Below are 15302 nucleotides of genomic sequence, written 5' to 3'. Positions count from 1 at the left end.
CAAAATGCCTCCGGCGACCGAACAATCGGTAGGGGAGCGATACCCGCTCCCCCCACCGAACACGCCCACGAGGAGGTGCTCGCGATGACCGTCCTGGACCAGCACGTCTGGCAACCCCGCACCGACCCGGCGCCGCTGCTGCCCGACCCTGAGCCGTACCGACTGCTCGGCACCCCCGAGGCAGGCGCGCTCGACGCCGGACTGCTGACCACGATGTACGGACAGCTGGTGCGCGGCCGCCGCTACAACCGGCAGGCCACCGCGCTCACCAAGCAGGGCAGGCTCGCCGTCTACCCGTCCAGCACCGGGCAGGAGGCCTGCGAGGTCGCCGCGGCGCTCGCCCTCGAGCCCCAGGACTGGCTGTTCCCCAGCTATCGCGACACCCTCGCCGCCGTCGCCCGCGGTGTGGACCCGGTGGAGGCGCTGACGCTGCTGCGCGGCGACTGGCACACCGGCTACGACCCGCGCGAGCACCGGGTCGCCCCGCTCAGCACGCCGCTGGCCACCCAGCTGCCGCACGCCGTCGGCCTGGCGCACGCCGCCCGGCTCAAGGGCGACGACGTCGTCGCGCTCGCCATGGTCGGCGACGGCGGCACCAGCGAGGGCGACTTCCACGAGGCGCTGAACTTCGCCGCCGTGTGGCGCTCCCCCGTCGTCTTCCTCGTGCAGAACAACGGCTTCGCCATCTCGGTCCCCCTCGACAAGCAGACCGCCGCCCCGTCGCTGGCCCACAAGGCCGTGGGCTACGGGATCCCCGGCCGGCTCGTCGACGGCAACGACGTCGCGGCCGTCCACGCCGTGCTCACCGAGGCTGTGGCCCGCGCCCGCGAGGGCGGCGGCCCGACCCTGGTGGAGGCGATCACCTACCGCATGGACGCCCACACCAACGCCGACGACGCCACCCGCTACCGGGAGGACTCCGAGGTCGAGGCCTGGCGCGGGCACGACCCGATCGCCGTGCTCGAACGCGCCCTGCGCGAGCGGGACCTGCTCGACGAGGCGATGGTCCGCGACACCGAGGAGGACGCCGAGCGGATGGCCGCGGCGCTCCGCGAGCGGATGAACGAGGACGCCGTCCTCGACCCGATGGACCTGTTCGCACACGTCTACGCCGAGCCCACCCCGCAGCTGCGCGAGCAGGCCGCGATGCTGAGGGCCGAGCTGGAGGCCGAGGCACAGTCATGAGCACCGCCACCACCGCGACCCCCGTGGCGACCGGACGCAAGCCGGCCACCATGGCCCAGGCGCTCAACCGCGCGCTGCGCGACTCCCTCGCCGAGGACCCGTCGGTCCACCTCTTCGGCGAGGACATCGGCACCCTCGGCGGCGTCTTCCGGATCACCGACGGCCTCGCCGAGGAGTTCGGCGACAGCCGCTGCACCGACACCCCGCTCGCCGAGGCCGGCATCCTCGGCACGGCCGTGGGCATGGCGATGTACGGCATGCGCCCCGTGGTCGAGATGCAGTTCGACGCCTTCGCCTACCCGGCGTTCGAGCAGCTCGTCAGCCACGTCGCCAAGATGCGCAACCGCACGCGCGGCGCCATGCCGCTGCCGCTGACCATCCGGGTGCCCTACGGCGGCGGCATCGGCGGTGTCGAGCACCACAGCGACGCCTCCGAGGCGTACTACGCGCACACCCCCGGCCTGCACGTCGTCACCCCCGCCACCGTGGCGGACGCCTACGGGCTGCTGAGGGCCTCGATCGCCTCCGACGACCCGGTGATCTTCCTCGAGCCGAAGCGGCTGTACTGGTCCAAGGCGGACTGGTCGGCGGACGCGCCGGAGGAGGTGGCCCCCATAGGGAAGGCCGTCGTCCGCCGCAGCGGCCGCTCCGCCACGCTCATCACGTACGGCCCGTCGCTCCCGGTCTGCCTGGAGGCGGCCGAGGCCGCCGTGCAGGAGGGCTGGGACCTGGAGGTCGTCGACCTGCGCAGCCTGGTGCCCTTCGACGACGAGACGGTCACCGCGTCGGTGCGCCGTACCGGCCGTGCGGTCGTCGTCCACGAGTCCTCCGGCTTCGGCGGCGTGGGCGCGGAGATCGCCGCCCGGGTCACCGAGCGCTGCTTCCACCACCTGGAGGCCCCGGTCCTGCGGGTCGCCGGCTTCGACATCCCGTACCCGCCGCCGATGCTGGAGCGGCACCACCTGCCCGGCGTCGACCGCATCCTGGACGCGGTCGGGCGCCTGCAGTGGGAGGAGGCGTGATGGCCGTCGTCCGCGAGTTCGCCCTCCCCGACCTCGGCGAGGGGCTGACCGAGGCCGAGATCGTGCGGTGGATGGTGCAGGTCGGCGACGTCGTCGCCATCGACCAGCCGGTCGTCGAGGTCGAGACGGCCAAGGCCGTGGTCGAGGTGCCCTGCCCCTACGGCGGCGTGGTCACCGCGCGCTTCGGCGAGGAGGGGCAGACCCTCGACGTGGGGCGGCCGCTGCTGACCGTCGCGGTCGGTTCCCCCGACGGGCACGCCGACGGCGCGCCAGTGGCCGCCGCACCGGCCGCTGCCCCCGGTGCCTCCGCCGACGGCGACTCCGGGTCCGGCAACGTGCTGGTCGGCTACGGCACCAGCGGTCCCGCGGCCCGGCGCCGCCGGGTGCGGCAGGCGGCCGGTGCCGTCGCGGCCGCCCCCGCAGCCGTCGCCGCAGCCGTCGCCGCTCCGGCCCCGCCGGCCGCCGCGCCGGCCGTGGTCGCCGTGCCGGTCCGGCACGAGGGTCCCGTCGCCGTCATCTCCCCGCTGGTGCGGCGCAGGGCCCGTGAGAATGGCCTCGACCTGCGTGCGCTGACCGGTTCCGGCCCCGAAGGGCTGATCCTGCGCTCGGACGTGGAACGGGCCATCACGGCCGCTGCCACGCCGCCGGTCACCGCGGCCGCCTCCGCGGTGTCCGCCGCCCCGGCGGCCGGGGCCACCCGCATCCCCCTGCGCGGCATCCGCGGCGCCGTGGCCGAGAAGCTCGGCCGCAGCCGGCGGGAGATCCCCGACGCCACCTGCTGGGTGGACGCCGACGCGACGGAACTGCTGGCGGCACGGTCGGCGATGAACGCCGCGGGCGGTCCCAAGGTCTCCGTCCTGGCGTTGTTCGCACGGATCTGCGCGGCGGCCCTGGCCCGTTATCCGGAGCTCAACTCCACGGTGGACACCGAGCGCGCCGAGATCGTCGTGCTGCCGGAGGTGCACATCGGCTTCGCGGCGCAGACCGACCGCGGTCTGGTCGTGCCCGTCGTCCGGGACGCCCACCGGCGCAGCACGGAGGAGTTGTCGGCGGAGATCGGCCGGCTCACCGAGGCGGCCCGCTCCGGCGGACTGACCCCGGCCCAGCTCACCGGCGGCACCTTCACGCTGAACAACTACGGCGTGTTCGGCGTCGACGGCTCCACGCCGATCATCAACCACCCCGAGGCCGCGATGCTGGGCGTCGGCCGGATCACCCCCAAGCCGTGGGTGCACCAGGGCGAACTGGCGGTACGTCAGGTGGTCCAGCTGTCGCTCACCTTCGACCACCGGGTGTGCGACGGCGGCACGGCGGGCGGCTTCCTCCGCTTCGTCGCGGACTGCGTGGAACAACCGGCGGTGCTGCTCCGGGCGGTGTGAACACGTCACGGTGGGCGATACTCCGGGCATGACTCCGGAGCCGCGTGAGCCGCGTGACCACCCATCGCCGCGTTCGCCGTACGAGCAGCCCCACGACGCGGTCGTCCTCGCCGGCGGCGCCGCAAGGCGCCTCGGCGGGGCCGACAAGCCGGGCCTGCCCGTCGCGGGGAGGGCGCTGATCGACCGCGTCCTGGACGCGTGCGCGGGCGCGGCCACCACGGTGGTCGTCGGCCCGCGCCGCCGCACCGTCCGCCCGGTGGCCTGGGCCCGTGAGGAACCGCCGGGCGGCGGTCCGCTGCCCGCGCTCTCCGCCGGACTGCGCCAGGTCACCGCGGACGTCGTGCTGGTGCTCGCCGCCGACCTGCCGTTCCTCTCCCGCACGACGGTGGACGCCCTGCTCGCCGCCCTGCGCGGAGCGGAGGGCGACGACGGGGTCGTGCTCACCGATCCCGACGGCCGCGACCAGACGCTGGCGGCCGCCTACCGCACGGAGGCACTGCGCCAGCACCTGGCGCTGATCGCCGCCGAGCACGGGACGCTCACCGGGCTGCCGTTGCGGCTGCTCACCGGTGAACTCGCCCTGCGGCGGCTGCCCGACCCCACCGGGCAGGCCTCCTTCGACTGCGACACCTGGGACGACCTCTCCACAGCCCGGGCCCGTATCAGGGAGCATGGGGGCGTGTTGGATGAATGGATCGCCGCAGCCAAGGCCGAACTCGGCATCGACCTCGACGTCGACATCCGTATGCTCCTCGATCTCGCCCGGGACGCCGCGCACGGCGTCGACCGCCCCGCAGCGCCGCTGACCACCTTCCTGGTGGGCTACGCGGCGGCCACGGCGGGCGGCGGCGAGCAGGCCGTCGCGGAGGCCGTCAGGCGTGCCTCCGCGCTGGCCGAGCGGTGGGCGAAGGAAGCGGAGAGCGGGGACCCGGACGCATGAACCTGCCGGGTGCGGCGGGCGGTGCCCGCGACACCGGTGCCGGGGCCGCCGACGACGAGCTGGAAGCGGCGCTCGCCCTGGCCAACGGGCGGGCCGCCGGCCGGTACGGCCCCGTGCAGCCGCCTTCCGGCGGCGGCGCGGACGGCGCCCGGTCGCTCCCCCACCTGCACGGCGGGACCCGGGGCGGGGACCACGGTGCCTCCCGCGGCGCGGCCCACGGCGGCCACCACGACATGCCGTGGCCGCGGGCCCGGCGCATCGCGGGCTCCGCCGCGGGACCGCTGGGCCGGCTGACCCTGCCGCTCGGCGAGGCCCTCGGGCACGCCCTGGCCGAGCCGCTGACCGCGCTCACCGACCTGCCCTCCTTCGACACCTCCGCGATGGACGGCTGGGCCGTCGCCGGCCCCGGCCCGTGGCGCACCGAGGGCAGCGTCCTGGCCGGTCAGCGGGCCGCGACCGCGCTGCTCGACGGGCAGGCGACCGTCATCGCCACCGGGGCCGCGCTGCCCCCCGGCGCGACGGCGGTGCTGCGCCGGGAGCACGGCCGGCTCACCGCCGACGGGCTGCTGCACGCCACGCGCGGCGGCCCCGGGCCCGGTCAGGACGTACGGCCCCGTGGCCAGGAGTGCCGCGGCGGCGACGAGTTGCTGGCGGCCGGCGCGCTGGTCACCCCCGCGGTGCAGGGCCTGGCCGCGGCGGCGGGATACGACGCACTGACCGTCACGGCGCGGCCCTCGGTGGAGGTCCTCGTGCTGGGCGACGAGTTGCTGGACGCCGGGGCGCCCGGCGGCGGCCGGGTGCGGGACGCGCTCGGCCCGCTGCTGCCCGGCTGGCTCACGGCACTCGGGGCGGGCACGGTCACCGTGCGGCGGCTGAAGGACGACGCCGGTCTGCTGCAGGACGCCGTCACCGCGTCCGCCGCCGACCTGGTGGTCACCACCGGCGGCACGGCGGGCGGCCCGGTGGACTTCGTCCATCCCGTACTGGAGCGCATCGGCGCCCGGTTGCTCGTGGACGGCGTCGCGGTCCGCCCGGGGCACCCGATGCTGCTGGCCGAACTGCCCGGCGGCGGACGGCTGGTGGGCCTGCCGGGGAACCCGCTGGCGGCGGTCTCCGGGGTGCTGACCCTCGCCGTCCCCCTGCTGCGCGCGCTCGCGGGCCGCCCGGCCCCCGCGGCGTACGAGGCACGGCTCACCGGTGACGTGCACGGCCACCCCACCGACACCCGTCTGGTGCCGGTGGTCCTGGACGAGGAGTCGCAGGCGGCCCCGCTGCACTTCAGCGGCCCGGCCATGCTGCGCGGCATCGCGGCGGCCGACGGCATGGCCGTCGTCCCGCCGGGCGGGGCCGTGAAGGGCGACCGCACGGCCGTCCTGGAGACGGGCTGGGGGCGGCAGTGAGGGACGTGGGCCGCGGCCGTGGCGCCGCACGGACGGGTGTCGACATCGTCCACCTGCCCCACAAGAAGGCCGTCGGCCCCCTGGTCCAGGTGGTCCGGCGGCTCCTGATGGCCCTGCTGGTCCTGGTGCTGACCGTGCTGATCGTGTACGTCGACCGCGGCGGCTACCACGACAACGCCGGCGGCACGATGTCGCTGCTGGACTGCGTCTACTACGCGACCGTCACCCTCTCCACCACGGGCTACGGCGACGTCGTCCCCTACAGCGCGAGCGCCCGGCTGAGCAACGTGCTCCTGGTGACGCCCCTGCGCGTGCTCTTCCTGATCATCCTCGTCGGCACCACGCTCGAAGTGCTCACCGAGCGCACCCGTGAGCAGTACCGGCAGCAGCGCTGGAGGTCCACCGTGCGCGACCACACCGTCATCGTCGGATACGGCACCAAGGGCCGTTCGGCGGCCAGGACGCTGACCGGGCACGGGGTGCCGGCCCAGCGAATCGTGGTGGTCGACCCCGACCACAAGGCCGTGGAGGCCGCGGTCGCCGCGGGATTCGCCGGGGTCATCGGCGACGCCACCCGCAACGACGTGCTGCTGCGCGCCGAGATCCAGCGGGCCAAGGAGCTGATCATCGCCGCGCAACGGGACGACACCGCCGTCCTGGTGGCCCTCACGGCCCGGCAGTTGAGCAAGCGGATCAACATCGTCGCGTCCGTGCGCGAGGAGGAGAACGCCCCGCTGCTCCGCCAGTCCGGCGCCAACGCCGTCGTCACCAGCTCCGGGGCGGCGGGCCGGCTGCTCGGGATGTCGATGCTCAGCCCCAGCGCCGGCGAGGTGATGGAGGAGCTGATCAGCTACGGCAGCGGGCTGGACCTGATCGAGCGCCCCGTCACCAAGGCGGAGGCCGGGCTGGACCCCCGCGAGGTCGACGACCTGGTGGTGGTCGTCAAGCGCGGCCACCGCCTGCTCGACCACGACAACCCCGAGGCGAGCCCGCTGCAGTTGACCGATCGGCTCATCGTCATCCACAGGACGAGCCAGGACGACCCGTCGCACGTCCCGCAGGGGTAGCGTCGGCGGCATGCATGCGATCACCATCCCCGAACCCGGCGGCCCCGACGCGCTCGTCTGGGCCGAGGTCCCCGATCCCGTACCCGCCGAGGGCGAGGTGCTGGTCGAGGTCGCCGCGACCGCCGTCAACCGTGCCGACCTGCTGCAGCGGCAGGGCTTCTACGACCCGCCGCCCGGCGCGTCCCCCTACCCGGGCCTGGAGTGCTCGGGCCGTGTCGCCGCCCTCGGCCCGGGGGTGAGCGGCTGGTCGGTGGGCGACGAGGTGTGCGCGCTGCTCGCGGGCGGCGGCTACGCCGGGAAGGTGGCCGTCCCCGCCGGGCAGCTGCTGCCGGTGCCCAAGGGTGTGGGGCTCGTCGAGGCGGCGGCCCTGCCCGAGGTGGTCTGCACCGTCTGGTCCAACGTCTTCATGATCGCCCACCTGCGTCCCGGCGAGACGCTGCTGGTCCACGGCGGTTCCAGCGGCATCGGCACGATGGCGATCCAGCTGGCCAAGGCGGTCGGCGCCAAGGTCGCCGTCACCGCGGGCAGCGCGGACAAGCTCGAGAAATGCCGTGAGCTGGGCGCCGACCTCGGGATCAACTACCGGGAGCAGGACTTCACGGCCGAGGTCCGGGAGGCCTTCGGCGGCGCCGACGTCATCCTCGACATCATGGGCGCCAAGTACCTGGGCCGGAACGTCGACGCCCTCGCGGTCAACGGCAGGCTGGCCGTCATCGGGCTCCAGGGCGGCGCCAAGGGCGAGCTCGACCTCGGCAGGATGCTGGCCAAGCGGGCCGCGATCACCGCGACCTCGCTGCGCGGACGGCCGCTGGAGGAGAAGGCGGCCATCGTGGCGGCGGTGCGGGAGCACGTCTGGCCGCTGCTGGAGTCCGGGGTGGTGCGCCCGGTCGTGGACCGCGCCCTCCCGATGCGGGAGGCCCCGGAGGCGCACCGGCTGGTCGAGGCCAGCACCCACGTCGGCAAGGTGCTGCTCACCCTCTGACCGCCGCCGGGCGGCCGGTACGGCCCCAGGGCACGACTGGCCGCCCATGACGCTCCGTGTGACGCTGGGAGCATGGAGTTGCGGAAGGTGGTCGTGGCGACGACGGTGACCGGAGTCGCCCTCCTGGTCACCGGCGCGGCCGCGCCGCCCCCTCCCCACCCGGCGGCGTCCTCCGGGCTGGCGGGCACCGAACCCGGTGAGGGACGCAGGCACCCCGGCCGCGCGGAGCCGCCGCAGACCCCGGGCGACGACGGGGGACGGCCCTCGGCCCACGTCCCCGTGCACGTGGAGGAGCCGCAGGACCAGGGCCCGGCCGCCGTCCGGGCGCCCGTGGGACGTGTGCTGGAGGTCCTGCCGCTCGGCGTGGGACTGCTGCTGATCGGGCTCGGACTGGGCTTCCTGGCCCTCCGGCTGCGCCGTGGCCGCTGACCTCCGTGTGCCGCGACCGGGCCGGCCGGGGCCCCCGGGCCGCGGACGAGGGCTGCCGGGAGGAGTGGCGCGGGACGGTGGGGGGCACACATTCCGGAGAGGCGCCGGTGCGCGACAATGGCGGCATGGAGATGCCGATGAACGAACGGTCGCAGGAGAGCCCGCAGGTCCTGGTCGTCGGCCCGGACGGGATGGCCCTCGGCGGCGGCGGACACGCCGACCGCGCCGGAGAAGGCGACGAGCAGCGCGAGGTCCCCGTGACGGAGATGGTCGAACAGCCCGCGAAGGTCATGCGGATCGGCAGCATGATCAAGCAGCTCCTGGAAGAGGTCAAGGCCGCGCCCCTGGACGAGGCGAGCCGGGTGCGCCTGAAGGAGATCCACCACAGCTCCGTGAAGGAGCTCGAGGCGGGCCTCGCGCCCGAGCTCGTCGAGGAGTTGGAGCGGCTCTCGCTGCCCTTCGCCGAGGACGGCGTGCCGAGCGACGCCGAGCTGCGCATCGCCCAGGCGCAGTTGGTGGGCTGGCTGGAGGGCCTGTTCCACGGTATCCAGACCGCCCTGTTCGCCCAGCAGATGGCCGCCCGCGCGCAGCTGGAGCAGATGCGCCGCGCCCTGCCGCCCGGTGTGGGTCACGAGGGCGACGAGGACGGGCAGGCCCCGGGCGGGGCGCGCACCGGCCCCTACCTGTGAGCCGGCGGCACCACGACGGTACGTACGCGTAGGTACAGACGGCGGGGACCCATGGGGTTACCCGCCGTCCGTCGTTGATCCGCGGCCGTCCACGAGCGCGTCCGTCCACGAGCGCGTCCGTCCACGGGCGGGTCCGCCCGGGTGTGAGGCCCGGGGCGTCAGCCGCCCTGGCCGGTGGAGACCCAGATGGTGATCCGGTCCTTCTCCGGCCTGAGCGCGCCGTAGGTCTTGGGCTTCTGGTCGACGACCGCGCCCTTCCCGTAGATCTGTTCGTTGCGGTACTTGATCTCGTAGTCCCAACCGGCGGCTTCCATGCACGACTTGACCGAGTCGACGTACTTGGTGAAGAAGTCCGGCATCACCACGGCGTCCGGGTCGTCGCCCAGGTAGCTCTTGGTGGCCTCGGCGCAGCGCGAGGCGTCGATGGTGCGGGTCTGGTCGGCCTGGCTGACGCCGGGCGCGGGTTCGTCCTCCGCCGGTTCGTCGTCCGCCGGTTCCGAAGAGGTCTCCTGGCGGCCGGTGGTGGCCGTGTTGCCGGGCCGGGAGTCGTAGGTGGGAGTGCCGCCGGTGTCGTCCTTGGTGCCCGGGTCGCCCATCGACATGGCGATGACGACGACCACGACGACCGCGATCACGGCGACCGTGGCGCCGATGGCCACGACCGCGGTCGAGGCGCCGCCGCCCCTGCGCCCGCCGCCCGACGGCGTACCCGGGCGCATCGTGTAGGGCGGGGTGGAGTGCTGCTGCCCGGCCTGCGGGTGCGAGGGGTGGGGGGCGTTCTGCGGGTAGCCGTAGGCGGGGCCGGGCGGCGGGGTGTGGGCGCCACCGCCCTGGGCGGCCGCGCCCCAGCGCTGCGGGTGTTGCTGCTGCTGGGGGTGCTGTTGCTGCGGGTGCTGCTGCTGGGGCTGCGGGTACGGAGCCGGAGCCGGGGCCGGCGCCTGGTAGTGGTTCTGTATGTGCGGCGGCGGGGTGCGCAGGTCACCCTGCACCGGGGGGAAGACCGCGGAGGAGACGTCCTCGCCGCGGCCGCGCGGGCGCGGCCCGCCCCCGATGATCAGCGGCGTGGTGGCGCCGCCGTGGCCCGGGGCGGCGACCCGCTGCGCCTCGTCGCGCATGGCGTCGGCGGTGGGGAAGCGCTCGGCGGGGTTCTTCCTCAGGGCCCGCGCGACGAGCGCGTCGACGCCCGGCTGCACCGCCCGGTTGAGCGCCGAGGGGGCCGGCGGGACCTCCTGGACGTGCTGGTAGGCGATGGACAGCGGGGAGTCGCCGTCGAACGGGAGCCGTCCGGTGAGCAGCTCGAAGAGCAGGCAGCCCACCGAGTACAGGTCGGAGCGCTCGTCCACGCCGCGTCCCAGCGCCTGCTCGGGCGAGAGGTACTGCGGGGTGCCGACCACCATGCCGGTCTGCGTCATCGACGAGACGCCGGACTGCATCGCGCGGGCGATGCCGAAGTCCATCACCTTCACCACGCCGCGCTTGGTCAGCATCACGTTGCCGGGCTTGATGTCCCGGTGGACCAGGCCCATGCTGTGGCTCTCGGAGAGCGCCGCGAGCACGTCCGCGGTGATCTTCAGGGCCTTCTCGGTGGGCATCGCGCCGAACCGTGCGATGTCCTCGTCGAGCACCTCGCGCAGCGGCTTGCCCTCGACGTACTCCATGACGATGTACGGCACGAGCGCGCCGTCCGCGGTGTCCTCGCCGGAGTCGAAGACCGAGACGATGTTGGTGTGGTTGAGCTTGGCGACGGCCTGCGCCTCACGGCGGAACCGCTCGCGGAAGGACTGCTCCCGGCCGAGGTCCGTGTGCAGCGTCTTGACGGCCACCGGGCGGTCCAGCACTGTGTCGTGTGCCAGGTGGACGGCGGCCATGCCACCCTGTCCCAGCAGGTCCCGGAGTACGTAGCGACCGTTGCCGACCGAGCGCCCCGAATGAGTGCCCCGCGTGCCGTCCCCGCTCATCCGTACCCGTCCCCTTGACGTTCCCCCTGGGCGCACCGCGCGTACGCACAAGACAGTTGCCCCGATCCTGCCCGCCCAGTCTGCCCGACGGCCTGGACAGGTCAAGTTCGTTGACCTGTTCGTCACCGGATGCGTATGAATCCCTTCGCGGGGGTGGCGAGGGCGGCACGGGAGCGCGTCCGTCGCCGAACGCGGTAGCGTGGTGCGCTGGAGGACCCTGTACGGCGACGATCGACGGCGAGGACTGATGGCACAGACGACAGCCGCCGGGGGCCCTGACGAGCCCTCTGCCGACGGCCGGGGCGTGCCCGACTCGCCTGAGCAGTGGGGCGCCGGAGGCCTGGTCGGAGACGGCCGCTACCGGCTGACCGGGCGTCTCGGACGCGGCGGCATGGCCGAGGTCTTCGCGGCCGAGGACGTGCGCCTGGGGCGGACGGTGGCCGTCAAGCTGCTCCGTTCCGACCTCGCCGAGGACCCGGTCTCCAAGGCCCGTTTCACGCGTGAGGCGCAGTCGGTCGCCGGGCTCAACCACCATGCGGTGGTGGCGGTGTACGACTCGGGCGAGGACGTGACGCCGGGCGGCACCGTGCCGTACATCGTGATGGAGCTCGTCGAGGGCCGCACGATCCGCGACCTGCTGCTGGGGTCCGACGAGCCGCCGCCGGTCGACCAGGCGCTCATCATCGTCTCGGGCGTGCTGGAGGCGCTGGCCTACAGCCACGCGCACGGCATCGTCCACCGGGACATCAAGCCGGCGAACGTGATCATCACCAACACCGGCGCGGTGAAGGTGATGGACTTCGGCATCGCGCGGGCGCTGCACGGCGCCTCGACCACGATGACGCAGACCGGCATGGTCATGGGCACCCCGCAGTACCTGTCGCCGGAGCAGGCGCTCGGGAAGACGGTCGACACCCGCTCCGACCTGTACGCGACGGGCTGCCTGCTCTACGAACTCCTCGCGCTGCGGCCGCCGTTCACCGGCGAGACCCCGCTGTCGGTGGTCTACCAGCACGTCCAGGACGAGCCGCGGCCGCCCTCCGAGCTCAGCGACCGCGTGCCGCCGGAGCTGGACGGGCTGGTGCTGCACGCGCTCGCCAAGCACCCGGACGACCGCTTCCAGACCGCCGAGGAGATGCGCGGCGTCGTCCAGTACGCGCTGGGCATGCTCAACGAGCGCGGCGGCCACACCGGCACCTGGAACACCGGCTACGTGCCCGCGCCGCAGGCCGCCCCGACCGCGCCGATGGGCGTCCCCCCGCAGTACGGGCAGCAGAACGCGCACCACACCTCGGAGTTGCAGCCGCCCCTGCTGCTCGGGCCGCCCGGCGGTGACGGCGGCGACCACGGCTACGGCGGCGGGCGGCCCCCGCACGGCGGCGGGCGCTGGGTCAAGCCGGTGCTCTTCGTGGTCGCGGCGGTGCTCGCGGTCGCCCTCGGCATCTACTTCGCCGTCGCCCACACCGGCGACAAGAAGCCCCCGGCGGAGAAGGTGACGCCGACGCAGTCGCAGCCGGAGAAGCCGACCTCGCAGCCGACCCAGGACGACACCACGGGCGGTACGCAGGAGGGCACCGGCGGCGTCACCGAGAAGCCGTCCTACAACTCGTCCCCCACCTACACACGGCCGACCTCGCAGGCCCCCGCGACCTCGCAGGCGCCGACGAAGGAGCCGAGCGCCCCGGCCAGCTCCGCGCCGCCGACGCCGACGCCGACCCCGACCGAGACCGCGGGCGGCACCGAGGGCACCTCGGGTGAGGCGTCCGGCGGTACGGCCGGCACCGAGGGCGCGGACGGCGGCGTCACGGGCGGCTGACCGGCGATGACCGGTGGCCGCCGGCCGGCGGCCGGCGACGACACCGCCGCCTGCCCGGGTCAGCCGGTGAAGGCCTCCAGCACGGCCTCGTACGCCGCGGTCCACCAGACGACCAGGGCGGACGAGGCCGGGAAGAGGGGGTCGGTCCTGCGGTCGTCGAGGACGTAGCGCCAGCGCAGCATCCAGAAGTCGTTCAGCCGCTCCCACCACACCCGGTGCACGGCGGCGGCCAGTTCGTCCACCGCCACGCCCGCGGCGCCGCGGTAGGCCCGGGCGTACGCGCGGATCTTGTCGAGGTCCAGGGCGCCGCCGGGCTGCACGAAGAAGATCACGGCGGCCCGTACCGCCTCCTCGGCGCGCGGCTGCACGCCGAGCCGGTCCCAGTCGACGATGGCGACGGGCTCGTCCTCGCGGTAGAGCAGGTTGAGCGGGTGGAAGTCGCCGTGCACCCAGCCGGACACCGGTCCGGCGGCGTCGGGCGGGCGGCGGTGGGCGTGACGTTCCAGCAGGGCGCGGCGCTCCAGCAGCCGGTGCTCGGCGAGTTCGTCGAAGGTCTCGCGGGGCGCGCGATCGTGCACCCTCCGCAGCAGCGCGGTGATCAGCGCGTAGGTCAGTTCGGGGTCGGCGCTGGCGTGCCGGCCCGGCTCGGGGGCGGGCTGCACCTGGGCCAGGGTGGTGTGGACGAGACCGAGCAGCGCGCCCAGGCGGCGGGAGTCGCCGGTGGTGAGTTCGCCGCCTTCGCGGTGCCGTCCCTCCACCCAGGGGTAGAGCGCGAAGCAGCGGCCGCCGACCACGGCGACGGTGCGGCCGTCGGCGTCCGGCACCGGCGGGGCGACGGGCAGGCCCACCTCGTCCAGCCGCTGGGTCGCCCGGTGCTGGCGGGCGATGACGGCGGAGTCCGCGGTGGCGCTGTCGACGTACAGCTTGAGGAAGTAGCGGCCGCGGGTGGTGGCCAGCCGGAATCCCCGGTTCAGTAGGCCCTGGGCAACGGGTTCGCAGGACAGCGGGGCGCCGGCGTCCGTGTATCGGCGCAGCAGGGTGTCCAGTGTCCCGGCGGAGGGCGGCGCCGTCGCCGAACTCCCGATCACCAGGCAGATGCTAGATCATTCCGGTGGTGGACTCGCGGGTCGAGCCGTACGTACACATGGCCCGGCTCCCGGCTTGTATCGTTTTGATGATCTGTGCCGAAGAGCGCCCGTTGTGCCGTCGAAGGGCGGAACGCGCGGGCCGTGCCGAGGAACTGCACCGCCCAGCCCGCTTCGAGGTCGTCCGCCTGGTAGGCCACGACCGTGCCGTCCACGCCCCACGAGCGGTCGGTGCGGATCAGCACGGAGCCGTCGTCGACGACGTGCCGGGCCACGGCGATGTACGGCAGGGCCCCCCGCGTCAGCGCCAGCCGCCCGTACCGAACCCTTCCCAGCAGCGCCAGCGCAGCGCGCCCCTCGAATTCCATGGGAACCACCCTGCCGGGCGGGGCCCCCGGAGGCGCAGAGCACTCAGCCCCCACCTCCGGGGTCGATGGTCCCTGATGGGGTCATACGACCTCAACCGGCCGAATCGGGCACGGGCGCCGAATCCGGTGCCGAATCCGGTGCCGAATGCGGCGTCGAATCCGGCGCCGGCACGCCCAGCACGCGGTCGCGCAGCACCGGGAAGTCCGCCCGGGTCCTGCCCACCAGGCCCGGGTCGAGGTCGGCGGTGAGGACCTCCTCGCCCGGTCCGGCCTCGGCGACGACGGCGCCCCAGGGGTCGACGACGACGCTGTGCCCGGCCAGGTCCACCCCGGCGTGGGTGCCCGCGGTGCCGCAGGCCACCACGTAGGCCTGCGACTCGATCGCCCGGGCCCGGGCCAGCAGCGTCCAGTGCTCGCGGCGTCGCGCGGGCCAGCCGGCCGGGAGGACGACCAGGGTGGCGCCCGCGTCGACGAGCAGCCGGAACATCTCGGGGAAGCGCAGGTCGTAGCAGGTGGCCAGGCCCACGGGGACGCCCTGGACGTCGCTGGTGACGACGCGGTCGCCGGCGCTCATGAGCACGGCCTCGCCCCGGTCGAAGCCGAAGCGGTGGATCTTGCGGTAGCTCGCGCGCAGTTCACCGTCGGGGGAGAAGAGCAGGGAGGTGTTGTACAGCGCGCCGTCGGCGGCGCGCTCGACGATCGACCCGGCGTGCAGCCAGACGCCCGCGTCGAGCGCGGCGGCGCTCATGACCTCGGCGGTGGGACCCCGCAGCGGTTCGGCCTCTGGCTGGAAAAGATCGGCCGCGAAGGCCCCGACGGGCCACAGTTCGGGCAGGACGACCAGGTCCGATCCGGCTTGTGCGCGGACGAGCGACGCGACCCGTTCGCGCCGGGCGTCCACCGCTTCGCCGTGGTCGACGTCGATCTGGAGCAGGGAAACGCGCACAGTACCACCGCCCATGAGTTCGGCACGTTGTTGCGG

Annotated in this window: 14 protein-coding genes; 10 read left to right on the top strand and 4 right to left on the bottom strand. The window is 74.4% G+C overall.

Annotated features, from left to right (window positions below; translation table 11 throughout):
• Window positions 1-84 precede the first annotated feature (84 nt).
• The 9 genes from pdhA to ACZ7MY_RS23805 all read left to right on the top strand — a co-directional run bounded on the left by pdhA (window position 85) and on the right by ACZ7MY_RS23805 (window position 9093).
• Complete coding sequence (gene pdhA, locus ACZ7MY_RS23845; RefSeq protein ID WP_499604540.1) at window positions 85-1185, top strand: pyruvate dehydrogenase (acetyl-transferring) E1 component subunit alpha; 1101 nt, start codon at window positions 85-87, stop codon at window positions 1183-1185.
• The gene (locus tag ACZ7MY_RS23840) at window positions 1182-2207 is read left to right on the top strand and encodes an alpha-ketoacid dehydrogenase subunit beta (RefSeq protein WP_499604538.1); all 1026 of its coding nucleotides are present in this window, start codon (window positions 1182-1184) and stop codon (window positions 2205-2207) included. The genes pdhA and ACZ7MY_RS23840 overlap by 4 nt, the downstream gene beginning before the upstream one ends.
• A complete protein-coding gene (locus ACZ7MY_RS23835; RefSeq protein WP_499604536.1) occupies window positions 2207-3586 on the top strand; it encodes a dihydrolipoamide acetyltransferase family protein in 1380 nt (459 codons plus the stop codon). The genes ACZ7MY_RS23840 and ACZ7MY_RS23835 overlap by 1 nt, the downstream gene beginning before the upstream one ends.
• A 28-nt stretch (window positions 3587-3614) precedes the next feature.
• The gene (locus tag ACZ7MY_RS23830; RefSeq protein WP_499604534.1) at window positions 3615-4526 is read left to right on the top strand and encodes an NTP transferase domain-containing protein; all 912 of its coding nucleotides are present in this window, start codon (window positions 3615-3617) and stop codon (window positions 4524-4526) included.
• The gene (locus ACZ7MY_RS23825; protein ID WP_499604532.1) at window positions 4523-5926 is read left to right on the top strand and encodes a molybdopterin molybdotransferase MoeA; all 1404 of its coding nucleotides are present in this window, start codon (window positions 4523-4525) and stop codon (window positions 5924-5926) included. Before ACZ7MY_RS23830 ends, ACZ7MY_RS23825 begins: the two co-directional genes overlap by 4 nt.
• On the top strand, window positions 5923-6993 hold the full coding sequence (locus ACZ7MY_RS23820) for a potassium channel family protein (RefSeq protein WP_499604530.1): 1071 nt from the start codon (window positions 5923-5925) through the stop codon (window positions 6991-6993). Before ACZ7MY_RS23825 ends, ACZ7MY_RS23820 begins: the two co-directional genes overlap by 4 nt.
• A 10-nt stretch (window positions 6994-7003) precedes the next feature.
• Window positions 7004-7975 (top strand): NAD(P)H-quinone oxidoreductase, encoded by a 972-nt coding sequence (locus ACZ7MY_RS23815; protein WP_499604528.1) that lies wholly within the window; start codon window positions 7004-7006, stop codon window positions 7973-7975.
• A gap of 72 nt (window positions 7976-8047) precedes the next feature.
• Window positions 8048-8404, top strand: coding sequence for a hypothetical protein (locus tag ACZ7MY_RS23810; RefSeq protein ID WP_499604526.1), 357 nt, complete (start codon window positions 8048-8050; stop codon window positions 8402-8404).
• Window positions 8405-8529: 125 nt separating this feature from the next.
• Entirely contained in the window at window positions 8530-9093 is a 564-nt protein-coding gene (locus ACZ7MY_RS23805; RefSeq protein WP_499604524.1) for a bacterial proteasome activator family protein, read from the top strand.
• A 158-nt stretch (window positions 9094-9251) separates the two neighbouring features.
• On the opposite strand, the gene ACZ7MY_RS23800 is transcribed toward ACZ7MY_RS23805, so the two are convergent.
• Window positions 9252-11051 (bottom strand): Stk1 family PASTA domain-containing Ser/Thr kinase, encoded by a 1800-nt coding sequence (locus tag ACZ7MY_RS23800; RefSeq protein WP_499604522.1) that lies wholly within the window; start codon window positions 11049-11051, stop codon window positions 9252-9254.
• A gap of 247 nt (window positions 11052-11298) precedes the next feature.
• Between ACZ7MY_RS23800 and ACZ7MY_RS23795 the strand changes: the two genes are divergently transcribed.
• Entirely contained in the window at window positions 11299-12867 is a 1569-nt protein-coding gene (locus tag ACZ7MY_RS23795) for a protein kinase domain-containing protein (protein ID WP_499604520.1), read from the top strand.
• A 59-nt stretch (window positions 12868-12926) separates the two neighbouring features.
• Here ACZ7MY_RS23795 and ACZ7MY_RS23790 read toward each other — a convergent pair whose 3' ends face one another.
• From ACZ7MY_RS23790 to ACZ7MY_RS23780, 3 genes are all read right to left on the bottom strand, one after another.
• Window positions 12927-13955 (bottom strand): phosphotransferase, encoded by a 1029-nt coding sequence (locus ACZ7MY_RS23790; protein WP_499604519.1) that lies wholly within the window; start codon window positions 13953-13955, stop codon window positions 12927-12929.
• Window positions 13952-14320: a pyridoxamine 5'-phosphate oxidase family protein gene (locus ACZ7MY_RS23785; protein ID WP_499604517.1), complete on the bottom strand. Its 369-nt coding sequence runs from the start codon at window positions 14318-14320 to the stop codon at window positions 13952-13954. Before ACZ7MY_RS23785 ends, ACZ7MY_RS23790 begins: the two co-directional genes overlap by 4 nt.
• A 91-nt stretch (window positions 14321-14411) precedes the next feature.
• On the bottom strand, window positions 14412-15266 hold the full coding sequence (locus ACZ7MY_RS23780) for a carbon-nitrogen family hydrolase (protein ID WP_499604515.1): 855 nt from the start codon (window positions 15264-15266) through the stop codon (window positions 14412-14414).
• Between the last annotated feature and the right edge of the window lie 36 nt (window positions 15267-15302).

This window comes from Streptomyces sp. NPDC111520 (assembly GCF_055635295.1).
This window is presented reverse-complemented; position numbering and strand designations above follow the sequence as displayed.

What these genes read in the sequence shown, in the direction of transcription:
- ACZ7MY_RS23795 (WP_499604520.1), top strand. Translation starts at nt 11,299, where the DNA reads ATGGCACAGACGACAGCCGCCGGGGGCCCTGACGAGCCCTCTGCCGAC.
- ACZ7MY_RS23815 (WP_499604528.1), top strand. Translation starts at nt 7,004, where the DNA reads ATGCATGCGATCACCATCCCCGAACCCGGCGGCCCCGACGCGCTCGTC.
- ACZ7MY_RS23825 (WP_499604532.1), top strand. Translation starts at nt 4,523, where the DNA reads ATGAACCTGCCGGGTGCGGCGGGCGGTGCCCGCGACACCGGTGCCGGG.
- ACZ7MY_RS23785 (WP_499604517.1), bottom strand. Translation starts at nt 14,320, where the DNA reads ATGGAATTCGAGGGGCGCGCTGCGCTGGCGCTGCTGGGAAGGGTTCGG.
- ACZ7MY_RS23840 (WP_499604538.1), top strand. Translation starts at nt 1,182, where the DNA reads ATGAGCACCGCCACCACCGCGACCCCCGTGGCGACCGGACGCAAGCCG.
- ACZ7MY_RS23800 (WP_499604522.1), bottom strand. Translation starts at nt 11,051, where the DNA reads ATGAGCGGGGACGGCACGCGGGGCACTCATTCGGGGCGCTCGGTCGGC.
- ACZ7MY_RS23835 (WP_499604536.1), top strand. Translation starts at nt 2,207, where the DNA reads ATGGCCGTCGTCCGCGAGTTCGCCCTCCCCGACCTCGGCGAGGGGCTG.
- ACZ7MY_RS23805 (WP_499604524.1), top strand. Translation starts at nt 8,530, where the DNA reads ATGGAGATGCCGATGAACGAACGGTCGCAGGAGAGCCCGCAGGTCCTG.
- pdhA (WP_499604540.1), top strand. Translation starts at nt 85, where the DNA reads ATGACCGTCCTGGACCAGCACGTCTGGCAACCCCGCACCGACCCGGCG.
- ACZ7MY_RS23810 (WP_499604526.1), top strand. Translation starts at nt 8,048, where the DNA reads ATGGAGTTGCGGAAGGTGGTCGTGGCGACGACGGTGACCGGAGTCGCC.
- ACZ7MY_RS23830 (WP_499604534.1), top strand. Translation starts at nt 3,615, where the DNA reads ATGACTCCGGAGCCGCGTGAGCCGCGTGACCACCCATCGCCGCGTTCG.